Origin of the sequence: Bacillus sp. TH25 (genome assembly GCF_016650935.1) — a bacterium.
Classification (GTDB): domain Bacteria; phylum Bacillota; class Bacilli; order Bacillales; family Bacillaceae_G; genus Bacillus_A; species Bacillus_A mycoides.
Genome location: NZ_JAEKEU010000039.1, coordinates 816,826 through 833,956, shown reverse-complemented (window position 1 = coordinate 833,956; position 17,131 = coordinate 816,826). Strand labels below are relative to the sequence as shown.

General features: G+C 33.6%; 16 protein-coding genes and 1 riboswitch. Of the genes, 8 read left to right on the top strand and 8 right to left on the bottom strand.

The features are described 5' to 3' along the window. Nucleotides 1-34 precede the first annotated feature (34 nt). Nucleotides 35-271, top strand: a complete 237-nt coding sequence (locus tag JFT89_RS28290) for a hypothetical protein (RefSeq protein WP_002014830.1) — start codon at nt 35-37, stop codon at nt 269-271. A 166-nt stretch (nt 272-437) separates the two neighbouring features. Here the strand turns inward: JFT89_RS28290 and JFT89_RS28285 are convergent, their stop codons facing one another. Together JFT89_RS28285 and JFT89_RS28280 are read right to left on the bottom strand one after the other, a co-directional pair. Further along, nucleotides 438-2,546, bottom strand: a complete 2,109-nt coding sequence (locus tag JFT89_RS28285; RefSeq protein ID WP_002014829.1) for a polyphosphate kinase — start codon at nt 2,544-2,546, stop codon at nt 438-440. 108 nt (nt 2,547-2,654) lie between these two features. Continuing rightward, nucleotides 2,655-4,229, bottom strand: coding sequence for a Ppx/GppA family phosphatase (locus JFT89_RS28280; protein ID WP_080116920.1), 1,575 nt, complete (start codon nt 4,227-4,229; stop codon nt 2,655-2,657). Nucleotides 4,230-4,370: 141 nt separating this feature from the next. Between JFT89_RS28280 and JFT89_RS28275 the strand changes: the two genes are divergently transcribed. Further along, the gene (locus JFT89_RS28275; protein ID WP_002066920.1) at nt 4,371-4,829 is read left to right on the top strand and encodes a YkyB family protein; all 459 of its coding nucleotides are present in this window, start codon (nt 4,371-4,373) and stop codon (nt 4,827-4,829) included. 31 nt (nt 4,830-4,860) lie between these two features. On the opposite strand, the gene JFT89_RS28270 is transcribed toward JFT89_RS28275, so the two are convergent. Next, on the bottom strand, nt 4,861-5,523 hold the full coding sequence (locus JFT89_RS28270) for a YkyA family protein (RefSeq protein WP_002066948.1): 663 nt from the start codon (nt 5,521-5,523) through the stop codon (nt 4,861-4,863). A gap of 552 nt (nt 5,524-6,075) precedes the next feature. Next, nucleotides 6,076-6,729, bottom strand: a complete 654-nt coding sequence (locus tag JFT89_RS28265; RefSeq protein ID WP_002033822.1) for a diguanylate cyclase domain-containing protein — start codon at nt 6,727-6,729, stop codon at nt 6,076-6,078. A 161-nt stretch (nt 6,730-6,890) separates the two neighbouring features. On the opposite strand from JFT89_RS28265, the gene JFT89_RS28260 reads away from it, so the two are divergent. Continuing rightward, on the top strand, nt 6,891-7,124 hold the full coding sequence (locus JFT89_RS28260; protein ID WP_016096190.1) for a phage holin: 234 nt from the start codon (nt 6,891-6,893) through the stop codon (nt 7,122-7,124). A gap of 31 nt (nt 7,125-7,155) precedes the next feature. Here the strand turns inward: JFT89_RS28260 and JFT89_RS28255 are convergent, their stop codons facing one another. Beyond that, entirely contained in the window at nt 7,156-7,656 is a 501-nt protein-coding gene (locus JFT89_RS28255) for a hypothetical protein (RefSeq protein ID WP_002014823.1), read from the bottom strand. A gap of 554 nt (nt 7,657-8,210) precedes the next feature. Here JFT89_RS28255 and JFT89_RS28250 point away from each other — a divergent pair. The 3 genes from JFT89_RS28250 to metE all read left to right on the top strand — a co-directional run bounded on the left by JFT89_RS28250 (nt 8,211) and on the right by metE (nt 13,231). Continuing rightward, nucleotides 8,211-9,752 (top strand): MDR family MFS transporter, encoded by a 1,542-nt coding sequence (locus JFT89_RS28250; protein WP_002014821.1) that lies wholly within the window; start codon nt 8,211-8,213, stop codon nt 9,750-9,752. 91 nt (nt 9,753-9,843) lie between these two features. After that, nucleotides 9,844-10,401 (top strand): PadR family transcriptional regulator, encoded by a 558-nt coding sequence (locus tag JFT89_RS28245; protein ID WP_002165135.1) that lies wholly within the window; start codon nt 9,844-9,846, stop codon nt 10,399-10,401. A gap of 223 nt (nt 10,402-10,624) precedes the next feature. Further along, nucleotides 10,625-10,812: riboswitch (cobalamin riboswitch) on the top strand. 130 nt (nt 10,813-10,942) lie between these two features. Then, complete coding sequence (gene metE, locus JFT89_RS28240) at nt 10,943-13,231, top strand: 5-methyltetrahydropteroyltriglutamate--homocysteine S-methyltransferase (RefSeq protein ID WP_201040936.1); 2,289 nt, start codon at nt 10,943-10,945, stop codon at nt 13,229-13,231. A gap of 40 nt (nt 13,232-13,271) precedes the next feature. Here metE and comJ read toward each other — a convergent pair whose 3' ends face one another. Continuing rightward, on the bottom strand, nt 13,272-13,661 hold the full coding sequence (gene comJ / locus JFT89_RS28235) for a competence protein ComJ (protein ID WP_002145973.1): 390 nt from the start codon (nt 13,659-13,661) through the stop codon (nt 13,272-13,274). Between the two features lie 39 nt (nt 13,662-13,700). After that, nucleotides 13,701-14,135: a DNA-entry nuclease gene (gene nucA / locus JFT89_RS28230; protein WP_002014817.1), complete on the bottom strand. Its 435-nt coding sequence runs from the start codon at nt 14,133-14,135 to the stop codon at nt 13,701-13,703. Between the two features lie 236 nt (nt 14,136-14,371). On the opposite strand from nucA, the gene JFT89_RS28225 reads away from it, so the two are divergent. Then, nucleotides 14,372-15,115, top strand: a complete 744-nt coding sequence (locus JFT89_RS28225; RefSeq protein ID WP_002014816.1) for a DUF3967 domain-containing protein — start codon at nt 14,372-14,374, stop codon at nt 15,113-15,115. A gap of 59 nt (nt 15,116-15,174) precedes the next feature. Here JFT89_RS28225 and JFT89_RS28220 read toward each other — a convergent pair whose 3' ends face one another. Next, nucleotides 15,175-16,449: a sensor histidine kinase gene (locus JFT89_RS28220; protein ID WP_002014814.1), complete on the bottom strand. Its 1,275-nt coding sequence runs from the start codon at nt 16,447-16,449 to the stop codon at nt 15,175-15,177. A 309-nt stretch (nt 16,450-16,758) separates the two neighbouring features. Between JFT89_RS28220 and JFT89_RS28215 the strand changes: the two genes are divergently transcribed. Beyond that, entirely contained in the window at nt 16,759-16,959 is a 201-nt protein-coding gene (locus JFT89_RS28215) for a hypothetical protein (RefSeq protein ID WP_000929276.1), read from the top strand. The last annotated feature ends 172 nt before the right edge of the window (nt 16,960-17,131 follow it).

Sequence of the window (17,131 nt, the reverse complement as noted above, 5' to 3'; positions counted from 1 at the left end):
TGATAAAAATGAGTCCAGTAAAGGAGGTTTGTTCATGTATCCATATTATCAACCGATCCCAGTTCGTTCAGCACCTTTTGGCCCAGCAGGCGACTCACGCTTCTTTCCATTTTTCGGTGTTCCATTTCTAGCTGGAATTGCTGGAGGATTGCTAGGCGGAGCATTAGCTTTCGGGCCTAGACCGTTTTACCCGCCTTATCCACCGCCTTTCCCACCACCAGCACCTTTTCCTTGTTACGGAGGGCCTTGTCAACAACCATACTATTATTAATTTAAACCAACCATTCTTCTAATGTTTTTCTCTCAACGAACCAACTCATCACACGCCTATAATAAAAACTATTCTCTCTACTCATCCTTCCATTTTGAGAATATATGAGTAGAGAAAAAAAGTAAAAACCTCTTAAATTCAATAAGAGGTTTTTACTTTTTTCACACTATTCAGCGTCTGTATTTTGATACGCCATCTTAAATAAATTCACTTGGCTATCAATTTCTTCTATACTACTATTAATTATATAATAATAGTCACCATCTTTATTTTGTTCACGTGTTTTCACATTATCAGCTAAAACCAGCTGTAAAATTGCCTTTATTCTCGCTTTCATTTCAATATCTAAAATTGGGAAGGATATTTCTACTCGTTTTTCCATATTTCGCGTCATCAAATCAGCTGAAGATAAATATATTTTTTCATCTCCATTATGATGGAAATAATAAATACGACTATGTTCTAAATATCTTCCAACAACACTAACTACACGAATATTTTCACTTACATTCGGAATCCCAGGTCTTAAACAACATGTCCCTCTAACGATGAGCTCTACCCTTACCCCAGCTTGTGATGCTTCATACATTTTTTTTATTAACGGTTTATCTGTTAACGAATTCATTTTAGCGATAATATATCCATTTCCATATTGTCTATGATAACGGATTTCCTCATCTATTAACTCCATAAACTGCTCTCTTATATCAAACGGGGCAACGGATAAATGATGAAAATGCGGTTTTTTTGTATAACCACTCAAATAATTAAAGAAATTTGTTGCATCTACACCAAAGTCTTTTCGCGATGTAATATATCCAAAATCGGTATACAACTTCGCTGTTGCATCATTATAATTTCCGGTTCCAAGATGTACAAACCTTTCAATTTTTCCGTTTCTTCTTCTTACAACTAACGTAATTTTACTATGCGTTTTCAAGTGACTCACTCCGTAAATAACGTGACATCCGGCCTGTTCCAATTCTTTAGCCCAATGAACATTATTCTCTTCATCAAACCTTGCCTTTAACTCAACCAATACCGTCACTTGTTTTCCTTTTTCAGCTGCTACCTTCAGCGCCTGAATTATTGGAGAATCTCCACTTACACGATATAATGTTTGTTTGATCGCAAGTACATTCGAGTCATCTGCCGCATCACGGACAAAATCAACGACTGGCTGAAACGACTCAAAGGGATGGTGTAATAAAATATCATGTTCTATCGCTTTTTCAAATACATCTTCCTCATCACCTAAATCTTGAGGAGGTTGAGGAATAAGAGCCGGATATACTAGATGTTCATATAAAGGCGCTAATTTTTTATATAAGGAGAATAAACATGTTAAATCTAACGGTCCATCCATCATGTACACATCTTCATCTTTTACTTCTAACACATCATACAATAACGCTAACACTCTTTCATCAATGTGTTCTTTACCAACTTCTAAACGAACGGCAGCTCCCCACTTACGCTTTTTCAATTCTTTTTCAATTACTTTTAATAAATCGCGTGCACCTTCTTCATGGATCGTTAAATCCGCATTACGTGTAATACGGAAACGAGTAACAGGTGATACGTTATATCCTGTGAATAGTTTATGAGTAAAACCACTAATTACATCTTCTAATAAAATAAATTTATGTTTTTGCCCTTCACTCGGTAAAAATATGAAACGCTCCAGTAATGAAGGCACTTGTACAATTCCTAACTTCGTACGATTTTCTTCCTCAGCCTGTTGCTCATCATATAAAATAGTAGCTAAATTCAAACTTTTATTTAATAACATTGGAAATGGACGATACGCATCAATAGATACAGGGGTTAAAACCGGAAATATTTGTTCATCAAAATACTCCTCGATAAATTCCCTTTGCTCTTTCGTCAAATCATGGAATGTTAAACGCTCAATCCCCTCTAGTTCAAGCGCTGGCAATACATAATTTTTAAACGTTTCATACTGCACAGTCATTAACTCATGCGATTTTATCGCAATCTTATTTAACTGTTTCTTTGGTGTTAAACCTGCTTTATTTTCTGGCTGATTAAATCCCGCACTTACTTGATCTTTCAAACCTGCTACGCGCACCATAAAAAATTCATCTAAATTCGAACTAAAAATACTAATAAACTTTAGTCTTTCTAATAGTGGATTATTTTCATCTTGCGCTTCTTGTAGTACACGTTCATTAAATGCTAGCCAGCTTAATTCACGATTATTATAATACGCTGTATCATTTAAATTTACTAAATTCCCCTTTAGTAATTCCATTCGCTTCACACTTCCCTTTGAAACTTTTTTAATATAATTTAATTACTTTTATTTTATCAAATTACAATATTCCAAAGTGTTAATTTTTTGTAAAGACATCCGTACAACCTAACATTTCAATTCGAATACTAAGTTAATATTCGTTTTTAATACTCTTTCAAGTTGTTTTTTTTGTTTTTCCGCTTGAACTTTTTCCGCCAATGCCGATTCTTCACATAAAATCCTGAATGTTAAACCTTCTTTACTTTCCGTTATATATATTGTTTCAACAAGCGATCTTTGTCGTATATTTAAAGCAGCCGAAAATTGTAATACAGCCCCTAATAATCGAATTTTCTTTTGTTCACTTTTATCAAACCATCCTTCAAACAGTGCCAAATGTTGTTTAAATAACATTTTTGATTTATAAGAAGCTATAAGCGCTAATCTAACTCGATCTTTATGCATCATACCATCAATTGTTTTGTTCGCTAGTAAGTAAAATGTATGTAAGCGGCTCGCTTCTTCATCTATATATTTTCCAATATTAAATACTTTCGCTGCTTGATGGAATATTCCCCAGTCTTTCGCTGACATAGAAATGAGTCCAGCTCCTTCAAGTTGTTTGCAGATTAATGTTCCTTGTTTAATAAGTTGAATGACAAATTCCATGTCTAATTCGTATTCATATGACAATAAATATAAACTCTCTTCTACTACGTTCGGATAATATGAGATCCCCAAATCTTTCGTTAATTCTTCATAGAAAACACCTTCTCTTAATCCTTTTTTACTCAATACAAAAGCCGATGCCTCTATAACGTTAACAAGCATATGAAATACTTCGACCGCTGGGATAATTGTGTCTGCTCGATCTTTTGCTAACCCTTCTAATTTTTGAAGGTCTATGAATGATAATTGTTTTAATTCATCTTTTACATTTTTAATATCGTCTTCTTTCATTTTGTATAAGTGTAATCCAGCTATAGGATAACAAATTAAATTTTGGTGGATTTTCGCCATGTTCCTCGCACTACCCCCAATTGCGATAAGAGGCAATTTTTTATCAATTAACCATGGTAGCGTTCGGAATTGATACCATAAATACCTTCTAATCTCATCTAACTCCTCTGTAGTAGGAATATCATCTTGAATAAATTGTTGCTTTAAAGAAAGTGCTCCAAAAGGAAAGCTATAGTATTCTAAAATTTCTCTATTTCGAAAGTATGTAACTTCTGTACTCCCCCCACCAATATCAACTGTAATTCCTTCTGAAAATGAAGTGGAATTCATAACTGCTAAATAACCGTAACGTGCTTCTTCATATTCTGATAAAACTCTAAGAGTAAAATCTGTTTGCCCTTCAACAAGTTTTTTAATTTCCTCTTGATTCTCAGCCTGTCTAATTGTTGCCGTTGCAACACAAAGTACATGATGCAGCTTATGGAATCGTGTACTTTCTTGAAATTGAAATAATGTTTGTAATAATACTTCTATTCCTTCTTCACTTAATACACCATTTACTAAATAATTTCTTAACCTAGCGACCACTTTCGTATTTTCAATCTCTTTATAAAAACCCCCGCTTTGTTTTTCATAAATAACTAAGCGCATTGTATTAGAACCAATGTCTATAATGGCATATTGTAGTTTTAATATTTCTTTCAAACTTCTCACTCTTTCATTATCAAATTTCTGAAACATATTCTATCACTATTATACAAAATAGTTGTTTTTTATAACAATATTGCTTTAATATTGAAAATATATACAATTACTTTTTGCATATAATAAAAACCCATTTTATTTATGCTATAATAAGGAAAAATTGAAAGGAGATTCAATATGAAACCTTCACAACCCCAATCTCAATTACATAATCAACATTCTATTAATAGACTAGCTCAATCTATTTTCGTTGTGAATCGTCATGCTAAAGCTGCAACTAACCCTAAGTACTTATATTGGTTAAAAAAGACTGCTTTAGAACGCTTAATTACTGAAAAAAAGGCTATCAAAGAAGGATTACATTTTTCTAGAAATCCACGTTTTAGTCAACAACAATCCGATGTTCTTATACGTTTAGGTGATTATTTTTTCCATATCCCTCCTACGAAAGATGATTTTCGCACCCTACCGCATCTTGGTCACCTTGAATCCTCCTATCGAAATCCGAAAACAACCTTATCTTTAACAATAGCAAAAAAAACACTTCAAGATTATATTGGTCCTGAAGCATTAAAACAAGAAAAAAAATTAAGCGAAGCAGTTCCATGGTATAGCCGTACCTATACAAAAAAATAAAACAGTTTGGCCCATATTAGGCCAAACTGTTTTATTTTTTATCTTCCTTAATTTTAATATTCGCTTGTTTATAGAATGCAACTTTTTCTGTATTATATGATTTCGTATATTCATTAAACTTATCTTTCTCTGTCTCAATATCTTTATATGCTTGGTTTACTAACTTTACTTTCTCGCTAATATCTTTTAATTTTGTACCTTTATCTTGTAGCATTGTATATAATTCTTTTTCTTGCTTTAAAGACTTATTATAGCTATCGTACATCTTTTGGAATGAATCATGTCGTTTCTCATAAGTACTCTTTACTTTATCCGCCTGGTCTTTTAATTTATTATCTTCAATTTTCTTCACATGCTTATCAGCTGACTTCACTTCTTCTTGCGCTTTATTTAACGCCTCTTTTTCTTTAATAAGAACTTTTTCTCGCTCAGCTGTATTTTTCACCGCTTGATCAAGCTTATCCTTAACAGCCTGATTATTATCTTTTCCTTCTTGGACAATTTGATTATATAATACTTGCCCCTCTTTCTCTAATGACTCTAATTTTTTCGCATCTTCAAACATTGTTTTTTCTTGCTTGGCAGCATTTTCAAAAGCAACATATAGCTCCTCTTCTGGTTTTGGGCCGAAACAACCAGCTAGTAAAGTCATTGATAATGCAGTTACAATTGCTAATTTATTATATTTCAACATCTTTTCCTCCTATTAATAAGCGACCATCGTGCCAAAAATCCCATGAAAAACATGTAACTTCTTTATCTATTTCACGCTCGCATCTTTTTTACGAAGATCATCAATAATTATTTATACTGCTTGTACAATTTTCGCACTTGAAATTATGTAATGTCTTAAAACATAAAGGTATTTACCTTAATCTTACCTACTGCAAGAAACACTATAATATTTCACCTGATAAAAGATGATCGTTGACCTCTCACGTCTATCATTCCCTTTCTCACTTTCTATCAAATAACCTCTTTGTCCATTTTACATATTGCAAAGGGGACCTCGCAACTCTTACAAAGATTCTTTTAATTTCTTAAAAAGGAAAAGTGTAGAGCATGTTTTCCTCTACACTTTTAAACTGAAAACATTGTGCAAAATGCATTGACACATCCACACACAATTATATGCTGATTTCATATATTTTTAAAGACTTTTGTTACAAAAAAAAGTCTTCTTGTAACAAAAGACAAAAAAATGTTACAAAAAAATCTTTATATCATACTTCTTCAAATCAAAGTTTCATTCATGACTTTGCAAGTTTCTATAATTATACAATTGATTTTGTGCCTTTCTAAACAAATCTTCAAAAGTTTTCCCTTCTATAGGATAACTTGCAGCCCCAAATAATAGTGTGACACTTAATAAATCATTCGCTATTTCATTTTGAATATTTTTGATTAATCGACTTGTTATTGTTGACTTTTCATAGCCATTATCAACAGCTACGATAACATATTTATTTTCATCCCACCTCGTAACTACATCGCCTTTTCGAACTGTCTTTACAATTGTACGTTCTACTCTTTGGACTAGCTCATCTAACTTTTTTTCTTGCACTGTGTCTTTTAATACATCCCATTCTTTTACGGAAAGAATATACACTGTAATATTACGAGAATCTCTTTCTGATAAAGCAGCTACTTTTCCAAAAAAATCAACGACAAAATCGTTATTCGTCATTCCTCCTACTTCAATATTTACACGCGTATTCGTTCTTTTATCGTACCAATGTCCAAAATAATAGCTTAGTATCATTTGCAATATATAAATAATAAAGACGGTTAAAAATGATCGCGAATCTAGCTTAGCAATTACATCCTGAAGTGCAATCCATTCTGTAACCGCAACTGTGTTCCCAAGTAATAATCCACTAATTTTCCCTTTATGTTTCATACTCTCCCCTTTTATACCAATATATGTTTCTATAACAATAATGTTTTTCTATAAAATAAAAAATGTACATATTTAATGTACATTTCTACTTAATCTTGTATACCTTTTCTATTTTATTTCATATATATACTATATATCGTTTTTAGGAAGGAGTGACCTATATGCCTCAAAAAGAAAATCTATTAGATATTATGCGCTTACTAGCTGGCTTTTTGTTATCATTAAAATTACTATTTAACTCTTTCGGAGTAAACTTCATTACAAACGATCAAATTGACGCTATAGTAAATGTTATTTCATTTCTATTCATTCTATATTTTGGATACAAAAATAACTATATTGGAAAAAAGGGAGTGGAACAAAAGAAATTACTCAAGAAGCACAATCTTCATTAAAGAAGGAACCTTTCGCACAGGTTCCTTCTTATCATTTTCTGACAACCACTTCATTTGTTTGTAGCGGTCCATATGATACACCTTTATATTGAAATGTATATGTAGCCTGAAATAATGAATTGGGAGGAGCTTTATCTTTATTTGCTTTTATTTGACAAATTAATTCTACCTTTTCACTCGGTGATAAATTATCGATTCGCCACCTTACAAGCTGAAATAAAAACTCACTTATTCCCTTATCTGCTTTTAAAGAGTTTGGGATATACGCGAAATAATCACGAATCATATGACTTACAACTACTCGCGAAATCATCTCAACGCCTTTATTTTCAACTTCAAGTCGAATAATTAGTATGTCATTAACATCATAGATCATCTCATACGAAAATTTTTCTTTATACATACTACGGATTTGCAATGTGACTGCTACATTGGATGCTTCCGTGTCCTTTTTAGAACCATCAATCCACAAAACCGGCTGTAACGGTATAGAATACCTTCCTTGATCCGAAATTCGTTTCCATATTTTCATAATATATTCACCTCATTCCAGATATATCATCTATACAACTGTATTCTGCCTCTCGACGCAATAAACTACACTTTGAAAAAATATTGAGCTTGTTACAAACCATATTAAATTTTTCTTCTCCTTTTATCCTATTCGACAATATAAAGAAAAAACCATTTTTAATAGGTTGACACAGGTTATACTTTATTAAATATTTTTTTACAATTTCCTTCCTTGACTACATAACAAAATAAATTCTTACTCTCTCTTTTGGTCAATATAATAAAGTGAAACTTTAATCAGTGGGGGTTTTGTCCATCCCCCACTGATTATTAGCCTTCACCAATCGGGCTTTAACGGGCAGTTAAAGCGGGATAAAATAATTTGGCGGTAGAAAACATTTGCCTTTTAGTCAAATTTGACTATAATATAATTTATGATTTCCATCCTTTATATCATGTCAGTGCAATTTTTTATAAAATGAAGAGGAACGATACAAACTGTACATAAAGTTTTTTTATGCATTGCACTAAAAAACTTAAGTTAGTTTAATTTTTATTAAAGGAGGGCTACTTTTGGAAGCACAACTATCAAAAAACGATTCAAGTAAAACAAAATTTGTTGTTGCTGGTTTACTACTTGGTATTCTAATGGCAGCAATGGATAACACAATCGTCGCAACTGCGATGGCAACGATTGTCGGAGACTTAGGAGGGTTCGACAAATTCGTTTGGGTCACATCCGCCTACATGGTAGCAACAATGGCCGGAATGCCTATTTTCGGTAAGCTGTCTGATATGTACGGACGGAAACGCTTTTTTATTGGTGGACTAATTCTTTTCTTATTCGGTTCTGCACTTTGCGGGACAGCATCAAGTATTGAACAACTAAGTATTTATAGAGCCATTCAAGGAATTGGTGGCGGCGCTCTTATGCCTATCGCATTTACAATTATGTATGATATATTCCCGCCTGAAAAACGAGGAAAAATGACCGGACTATTTGGTGCTGTTTTCGGAACATCTAGTGTTTTCGGACCTTTATTAGGTGCTTACATTACAGATTATATAAGTTGGCACTGGGTCTTCTATATTAATATTCCATTAGGACTTATTTCCTTCTTCTTCATTACTAAATACTATAGCGAGTCTCTAGAATATCGAAAACAAAAAATTGACTGGGCTGGTGCTATTACGCTTGTCATTAGTATCGTTTGCTTAATGTTTGCTTTAGAACTTGGTGGTAAAGAATATGCATGGGACTCTAATGTGATTATTGGTTTATTTTCAACTGTTGTTATTCTGCTTATTATTTTCTTCTTCGTAGAAAGAAACGCAACCGAGCCTATTATTTCTTTCCATTTATTTAAAAAACCTTTATTTGCAGCTAGCCAAGGTGTTGCCTTTTTCTATGGCGCAGCTTTTATCATCTGTACAGTTTATATTCCAATCTTCGTTCAAGGTGTTCTCGGTGGTTCAGCCTCAAATGCTGGATTAATTTTGACACCTATGATGGTAGGATCTGTAATCGGAAGTCAAACTGGTGGACAATTAGCTTCACGAACAAGTTATCGTAACATCATGACAGTATCTGGAGTTTTCTTCGTTCTTGGTATTTATTTACTAAGTACTTTAACTATGGAAACACCTCGTACACTCGTAACAATGTTTATGGTGCTTGCTGGACTTGGAGTTGGATTCTCCTTCTCAGTTTTAAGTATGGCATCTATCCACAAACTAGAAATGAGAGATCGCGGTTCTGCTACATCCACGAACTCATTCTTCCGTTCACTTGGAATGACCCTTGGCGTCACGATTTTCGGTACGATTCAAAATCATGTTTTCACTGATAAATTAAAAGCAGTCTTCCCTCCTGAACTAGAAAAAATGGCTCCTAAAGGTGGAGACACAAGCTTTTTATTATCACCAAATGCTACTGAAAAGCTACCTCCTGAAGTACTGAGCGGAATTAAAGAGGCTCTTGCAACATCTATTGCTAATACATTTTTCTGGGCACTTATCCCAGCTACGCTAAGTATAATTTGTATTTTACTTATGGGAAATGAACGTCTTTTAACAGGACCAAAAACAAAGCAAAAACAAAAACAAGTAAGCTAATATAGAAAAACAAAACGGTATATCCCTTTATGAAAGAGGATATACCGTTTATAATATATATAAAGTTTCTATATACAGGAGTTGAGACAGCATGAGCATGAAGTTAGTCATTCTCGGCTTGTTACTCGAAGGAGATAAACATCCCTATGAAGTGCAGCACATAATGAAAGAAAGACAAATGGATTGTTATATTAAATATGCCAAGGGATCGCTATACTACGCCTTCGAGCAATTAGAAAAACAAGGTGCGATTAGCGTTACCAATATTGTTAGAGATACGAATAGACCAGATAAAACAATCTTCCATATAACAGGGGAAGGAAAAGCCCTTTTCCACACCTTATTATTAAAACAATTTGAAGCGAAAAACCAAATATATAAACCTATTTATTCAGCGCTCTCTTTCGCTCACTTTAGCGACGAACAAGCTCTAGCTCCTATTTTGAAAAAAAAGAGAGATGATACAATGCTATATTTACATACAATGCAAACGATATACGATCATAATAAACAACTAGTTCCTCGTGCTCAACTATATATTCTACAAAGCGTCATTGAGCATATTAATGTTGAATTACGTTGGCTAAACACGCTCTTACAAGATGCAACTGCAGGTCGTCTTTCAGAAATAGGTGTAGATAATGATTAAGTTTTTCTAAAAGAGGTGCCTCCTCTTCTAGAAAAACTTAACACTATAATTATTCCTCGCAACTCAAAACACCCTCATTTTAATAATAAATAAACATTAAAAAAACTTAATTTTCCGAATAATATGAAATAAAAAACTTTAGAATTTTCTTATTTTAAAACAGTAGACAAAATTCGAAAAATTGTGTTAGAATTTGTTTCAATATCATATCGCTTGTTAAATTCCTTTCAAAAGGAAAATAGGTACACGGAAATTTCGTTTCGTGTTTAAAAGGGAAGCTTGGTGAAACTCCAACACGGTCCCGCCACTGTAAATGCTGAGATTTCTTTTTGGTACCACTGTGAAAACGGGAAGGTGAAAGAAATTATATAAAGCATAAGTCAGGAGACCTGCCTGTTTTAACAACACTGATAGACTCACGGATGATGATGAGGTGTTAAAAACAAAAAGGAAGGCTTATTTTTCTATGCCTTTATGCTTTTTGTTATAGGTATTTCCGAGTAAACGGAAATGCTTACTTTCAATTAGGGAGGAATTTAAAATGGCAATTCAAACAAGTAACTTAGGTTATCCACGTATCGGACTACAACGAGAGTGGAAAAAAACATTGGAAGCTTTTTGGTCCAATAAAATTGATGAAGAACAATTTTTAACGACAATGAAAGAAATTCGCCTTCAACACGTCAAAGTACAGCAAGAAAAAGGAATTGAATTAATTCCAGTTGGCGATTTTACATATTATGACCACGTTCTGGATACGGCCTACATGTTAGGATTCATCCCGTCACGTTTTTCAGAGTTTACCTCTTACCTTGATGTATATTTTGCAATGGCACGCGGCTCTAAAGATCACGTTGCTTCTGAAATGACAAAATGGTTTAACACAAACTATCATTACATTGTTCCTGAATATGAAGAAGGATTACAAATCTCTTTAAAAGACAATCGCCCTCTTCGTTTATATGAAGAAGCGAAAAAAGAGTTAGGCGTTGATGGAAAACCAGTTATTTTAGGACCTTATACATTCCTAAAACTAGCAAAAGGTTATAACGAAGAGCAATTTCCCACTATTTTAAAAGAGCTAGTTGCACCTTATGTACAATTATTCTCTGAATTGCACGCAGCTGGAGCACAAATTATTCAAGTTGACGAACCAATCTTTGCATCCTTAACAAAAGATGAAATTAATCAAGCGAAAGAACTTTACGAAGCTATTCATAAAGAAGTTCCGAATGCTAATCTTCTTCTACAAACATATTTTGATAGTGTAGAAGAGAACTATGAAGAAATCATTACATTCCCTGTTTCTGGTATTGGATTAGACTTTGTTCATGGCAAAGAAGGTAATGTAAATGCTATTTCAAAATACGGATTCCCAGCTGATAAAATTTTAGCTATCGGTTGTATAGATGGCCGTAACATTTGGAGAGCTGATCTTGATGATGTACTTTCTTTATTTACAACATTACAAAATCAAATCACAGCAAAAGGTTTAATTGTTCAACCTTCTTGTAGCTTATTGCATACTCCAATTGATAAAACGGAAGAAACGCACTTAACAAGTGAATTATTTGATGCACTTGCATTTGCTAATCAAAAATTAGAAGAACTAGTCCTTATCCATTCTGCTCTTACTAAAGGTGTAGAAAGCATAAGGAGCGATTTGACAACATATCGTAATGCACATCATGCAATCCGCTCATCAGCTGCACGTAATCGTGAAGATGTAAAAGTGGCACGTACATCACTTAAAGAAGATGATTTCTCACGTCCTCTTCCATTTGAAAAACGATATGAACTACAGCAAGTAGCTTTACAATTACCGTTGTTACCAACAACAACTATCGGTAGCTTCCCGCAAACATCTGAAGTTCGTCAAACACGTAAACAGTGGCGTAACGGCGATATTACAAATGAACAATATAATCAATTCATTGAACAAGAAACTGCAAAGTGGATTCGTTACCAAGAAGATATTGGTCTTGATGTACTAGTACATGGTGAATTCGAAAGAACTGACATGGTGGAATATTTTGGCGAAAGACTTGCTGGTTTCTCCTTTACTAAAAACGGATGGGTACAATCATACGGTTCCCGCTGCGTAAAACCACCTGTTATTTATGGTGATGTTGCCTTTATAAGTGGAATGACTATTAAAGAAACTGTATATGCACAAAGCTTAACAGAGAAAGTAGTAAAAGGTATGCTCACTGGACCTGTCACTATTTTAAATTGGTCATTCGTTCGAAATGATATTTCAAGAAAAGAAGTTTCATATCAAATTGCATTAGCACTTCGTCATGAAATTGAATTACTTGAATCTTCCGGAATTAGAGTAATCCAAGTCGATGAGCCTGCACTTCGTGAAGGTATGCCGTTAAAAGAAAAAGATTGGGATGCATACATTACATGGGCAGTTCAATCATTCCTTTTAGCAACATCTTCTGTAGAAAATGAAACACAAATTCATACTCATATGTGTTACAGTAACTTCGAAGATATTGTAGATGCAATTCGCGCGTTAGATGCAGATGTTATTTCTATCGAAACATCAAGAAGTCATGGAGAATTTATTAATACATTAAAGCATACAACATATGAAAAAGGAATTGGTCTAGGTGTATATGATATTCATAGCCCACGTGTCCCAAGTAAAGATGAAATGTTCACAATCGTAGAACAATCTTTACAAGTATGTGATCCTAAATATTTCTGGATTAATCCAGACTGTGGTTTAAAAACACGAAGAACTGAGGAAGTTATACCTGCTTTAGAGCACATGGTTCAGGCAGCAAAAGACGCTCGTTCTCTCCTAAAAACAAACGCATAATAAAAAACGTGTTATCCTTCAAAAAGGATAACACGTTTTTTTATTCTACACTCTCAAAATAGAAGTCGTATTGTATTTTATACAATTCATCGTCTGTTGGCTCTTCAAGAGGAGTTGCCTGCAAGACTATCATATATTCCCCGTTCGGAATAGGAATATGCAATTTATTAGAAAGAATACTTGTTATATATACTTCTTCATTCTTCACTGTGAAAGGAACTGATATCGTTCTAACCACTTCTTCTTTCTCAATATGATTTCCGCAAGTAACTTCTACTTCACAAGTATAGTCAGAGATTGCTTCAAAAATAATAGCTCCATCCACCTCAGCATAGCCTCTTTCAAAATCTTCAGGAGTCCAATCTACATAAGGCTGCTGACCATCATAATTCATTATCATTAATTGCGAATATGAAATTGTTAATTCCATAACTACCCCTCTCCTCCACTATGAAATGTATGCCGATTACTATTTCACTTCAAATTTCACACGCGTACCATCTGGATATTTGTCTAGCTTATTCCCTACCCAAGAACCTGCACCGCGGTTATCTGCTGGACTTATATATTCAATATGGGCTCCTTTTCCGCCTTCCTTACACATCGCCATCGGCCATTCATCACGATCATAACCTTTCTTCGTCGGATATGGCGCTAACGATAATTTCCTTCTATCCGCTGCACCATTACGATCAATTGTGCACATTTCTGAATGCCCTTCTTTTATAGCATCCGTTATATGTTTTCCGGTCTCTGGATATCGTTCTTTCGGGAACTCTAGAATTTGATCATACGTAGTTGTTTTTTTAGTACTTGTCTCCTCTGGCACAAGTACTTCATATACCGCTACCAAAAGAGAAAGAATTGCAATAATTGAAATGATAATACCTTTAAATTGCTTCATGTGTACCTCCGTGTGCCTACCAATTTCTTTTCCTCAGTTATTATAACAAACTTCTTCTATGTATGTTTTCAGACATTATTTTAGCTCTTCCTCTCCATTCCGCCAAAAACATTCATTTTTCTTCATCTTTTCACTAATGCTGTAGAAAACTAATAACCTTCCGACATTCTTTTTCAAAGGAAGTCCTCATAAAAGGTTGAAATGATATATACGATACTTTTTGGGGAGGAACTATCATGGAAGCTATTTATAAAACGAAAGATGTTACAAATAAAACAGGTATCCCAAAACATATAGTCCGAAAATATAGCCAACTCTTAGAGGAACACGGTTATATCATTTCAAAAACAGCTGATGCTCGTATTTATAAATTGGATGATTTAAAACTATTGAAATCTATACATGAAAGAGCTGCTACATTACAAGAGGACATTTCAGAAACAATACCTATTATTTTAAAAGAAAAAGAAGCCCCACCTGTACCTGTTATTCAAGATAAACAAGAAGTGCAACCAAAAGAAGATGGGCGTAACTTTGAGGAGTTCATGCTAAAACTTGAAATGCTTGCTCAATTAAATGAAGCAATTATTCATCAAAACTCTACTCTCATTACACAAAATCGTTTAAAAGACGAGAAATTAGATGAACTAATGCAACAAGTTTATGTAAAAGAAGGCTCACAAGAAAAAATGTTACAAGATCTAGTTGTTCACGCCGCTCAAACAGATGCACTCCAAAAAGAAAAGATGGACTTATTAATGAATCATATGTATAAGCGAGAATCCAAACAAGAAGAAAAAATGAATAAACTTGTCAACCAAATTTACAATAAAGACAGCAACCGTGATACACAACTTATGCAAGTTATTCGTGAAATTCAAGAAACAAAAAGATTAGTCGCCGCCTCAAAAGAGCAAAGCTTCTTTCAATCATTTAAAAGTTTATTCGTTCGAACAAAACAAGAAAAAATAAATGAATGAAATTTTGTATCTTTTTCTAATGCACGATAAAATAAAAAGTTACCTTCTATCGGTAACTTTTATTCCTTATATCGTACAGCTGGCAATATAATAATAGCTTCAGTTCCTTTTCCGCTTTCACTTTTATATTCCAATGTGCCATTATGCGCTTGTAAAATACTAAATGTTACCATAAGGCCTAATCCTGTTCCTTTTTCTTTTAAAGAATAATACGGTTGTCCAAGCCTTACTAACTGTTCTTTTGTCATTCCAACACCACTATCTTTAACTCTTATTATTATCAATTCATCTTTTTGAATAGCTGTTACTTTTAAATACCCTTTGTTTCCTTGAATTGCTTCAATACCGTTTTTAACAACATTCATAATAGCTTGCTTCAATTTCGTCTTATCGCCGATAGTATAAAGGCTCTCAGAAATCTCAACTTGCAAATAAACGCCCTGCATAGCTGCAAATGATGACATAAGAGTTGTCATTTCAATTAATTGTGCTGATAAACAAATATGTTCTTTTTTTTCAATTTGAGGCCTTGCTAAATTTAAATAATCTGAAATAATCTGTTCAGCACGATCCAGTTCAGCTAATACGAGACGCATATAATCTTTGTTTTTTACGTCTTCCGTACTCTCTAGCAATTGAATAAACCCTCGTACAACAGTGAGAGGGTTTCGAACTTCATGTGCAACACTTGCAGCTAACTCACTTACAATATTAAGTTTTTCTGATTTTTGCATTTCTGTACGCAATAATGCATTTTCGTTTAAATACTCAGTCAAATAAACTTGAAATACCATTGTCATAACCATAATAAGTGATGCAAATATATACCCACTATATAGATTAGATATGTACGGTGTAAAGCCTGTTTCTAAAAGGACATTCAACATCCCGACTACTAATGAAACAAGAACATAAAATGATGCAATCATAAAAGCTAATATTAGCTTCTTATCTCTTGAAAAAAGAGACCATTTCTTTGACAAAAATAATGGAATTATCGAAAGAAATATAACTTCTACCATAGGCAACCAACTAAGCCCCTTAAAAATCCATTCATATGCAACATAAATAATGGCAGGGATGAGCCCAACAATCCCACCATATAAAAAACCACTAACAATTGGGACTGGATGAAAATTGTATCCGCAAACGGTACCAAAACAAATAGAGTATGTCATGGAGAGAACGAGTGTAACGCTAGATAAAAACATAATAAAGTAGCGATTAGGCTTCGGAAGCATTCCTTGATAACGATTTAAACGAATCGCTTCATATAAAAATAGTGGTAAAATAATGATGGCAATTTGGATCATTAAATCACGAATCAGCTCCATAGCCTCTCATCCCCTATATGTATTTTGATATGATTATATCATTTTATAAGTCTATTTGTTTCAAAATTTTGATTTTTCTTAACATATTTGTTAATTATTTGTTAACAACTAATAATAAATGTTACAAATTTCCGAAATGATTGTAAACCCTGTACCAAATTTCCTTCGTGCAGTATACAATGAATACGGATTACAAAGAAAATAAAAAACACTTCACTAGACGGACAACTATCGCAAAATACAGCATATAATCCATACTATCTATGTTTACAAATAAGTGATCATTACTTTAGTAGGAGGAAGATAAATATGGCGGGTACTACGCTTGTTTTAAAAGAAGAAAATTTGGTTGTGCTAGAAAACGTTGAAAAATCAGTATACGAAGAATTGCAACATAAAGCAGGGGACGAAGACTGTACATGTGCTGTAAATGAATCCGTTGTCCATCTTGGCAAAGTATCTTCCGTACTTTGGAACGAAGATGAAATAGATTGGGAATACGGTTATTAAAAAGTCGCTTGCAGCGGCTTTTTTTGTGTTTATGCTTAAGTGAAACTTTAATTAACTCACACAGCTTATACTCTTATAGACATTTGAATCCTCACATAATTTCTTACTTCCACTGAATTTTAAGATACGATTCTTATCTTTCACAAATAGCGGGGGAAATTTTATAAACAAA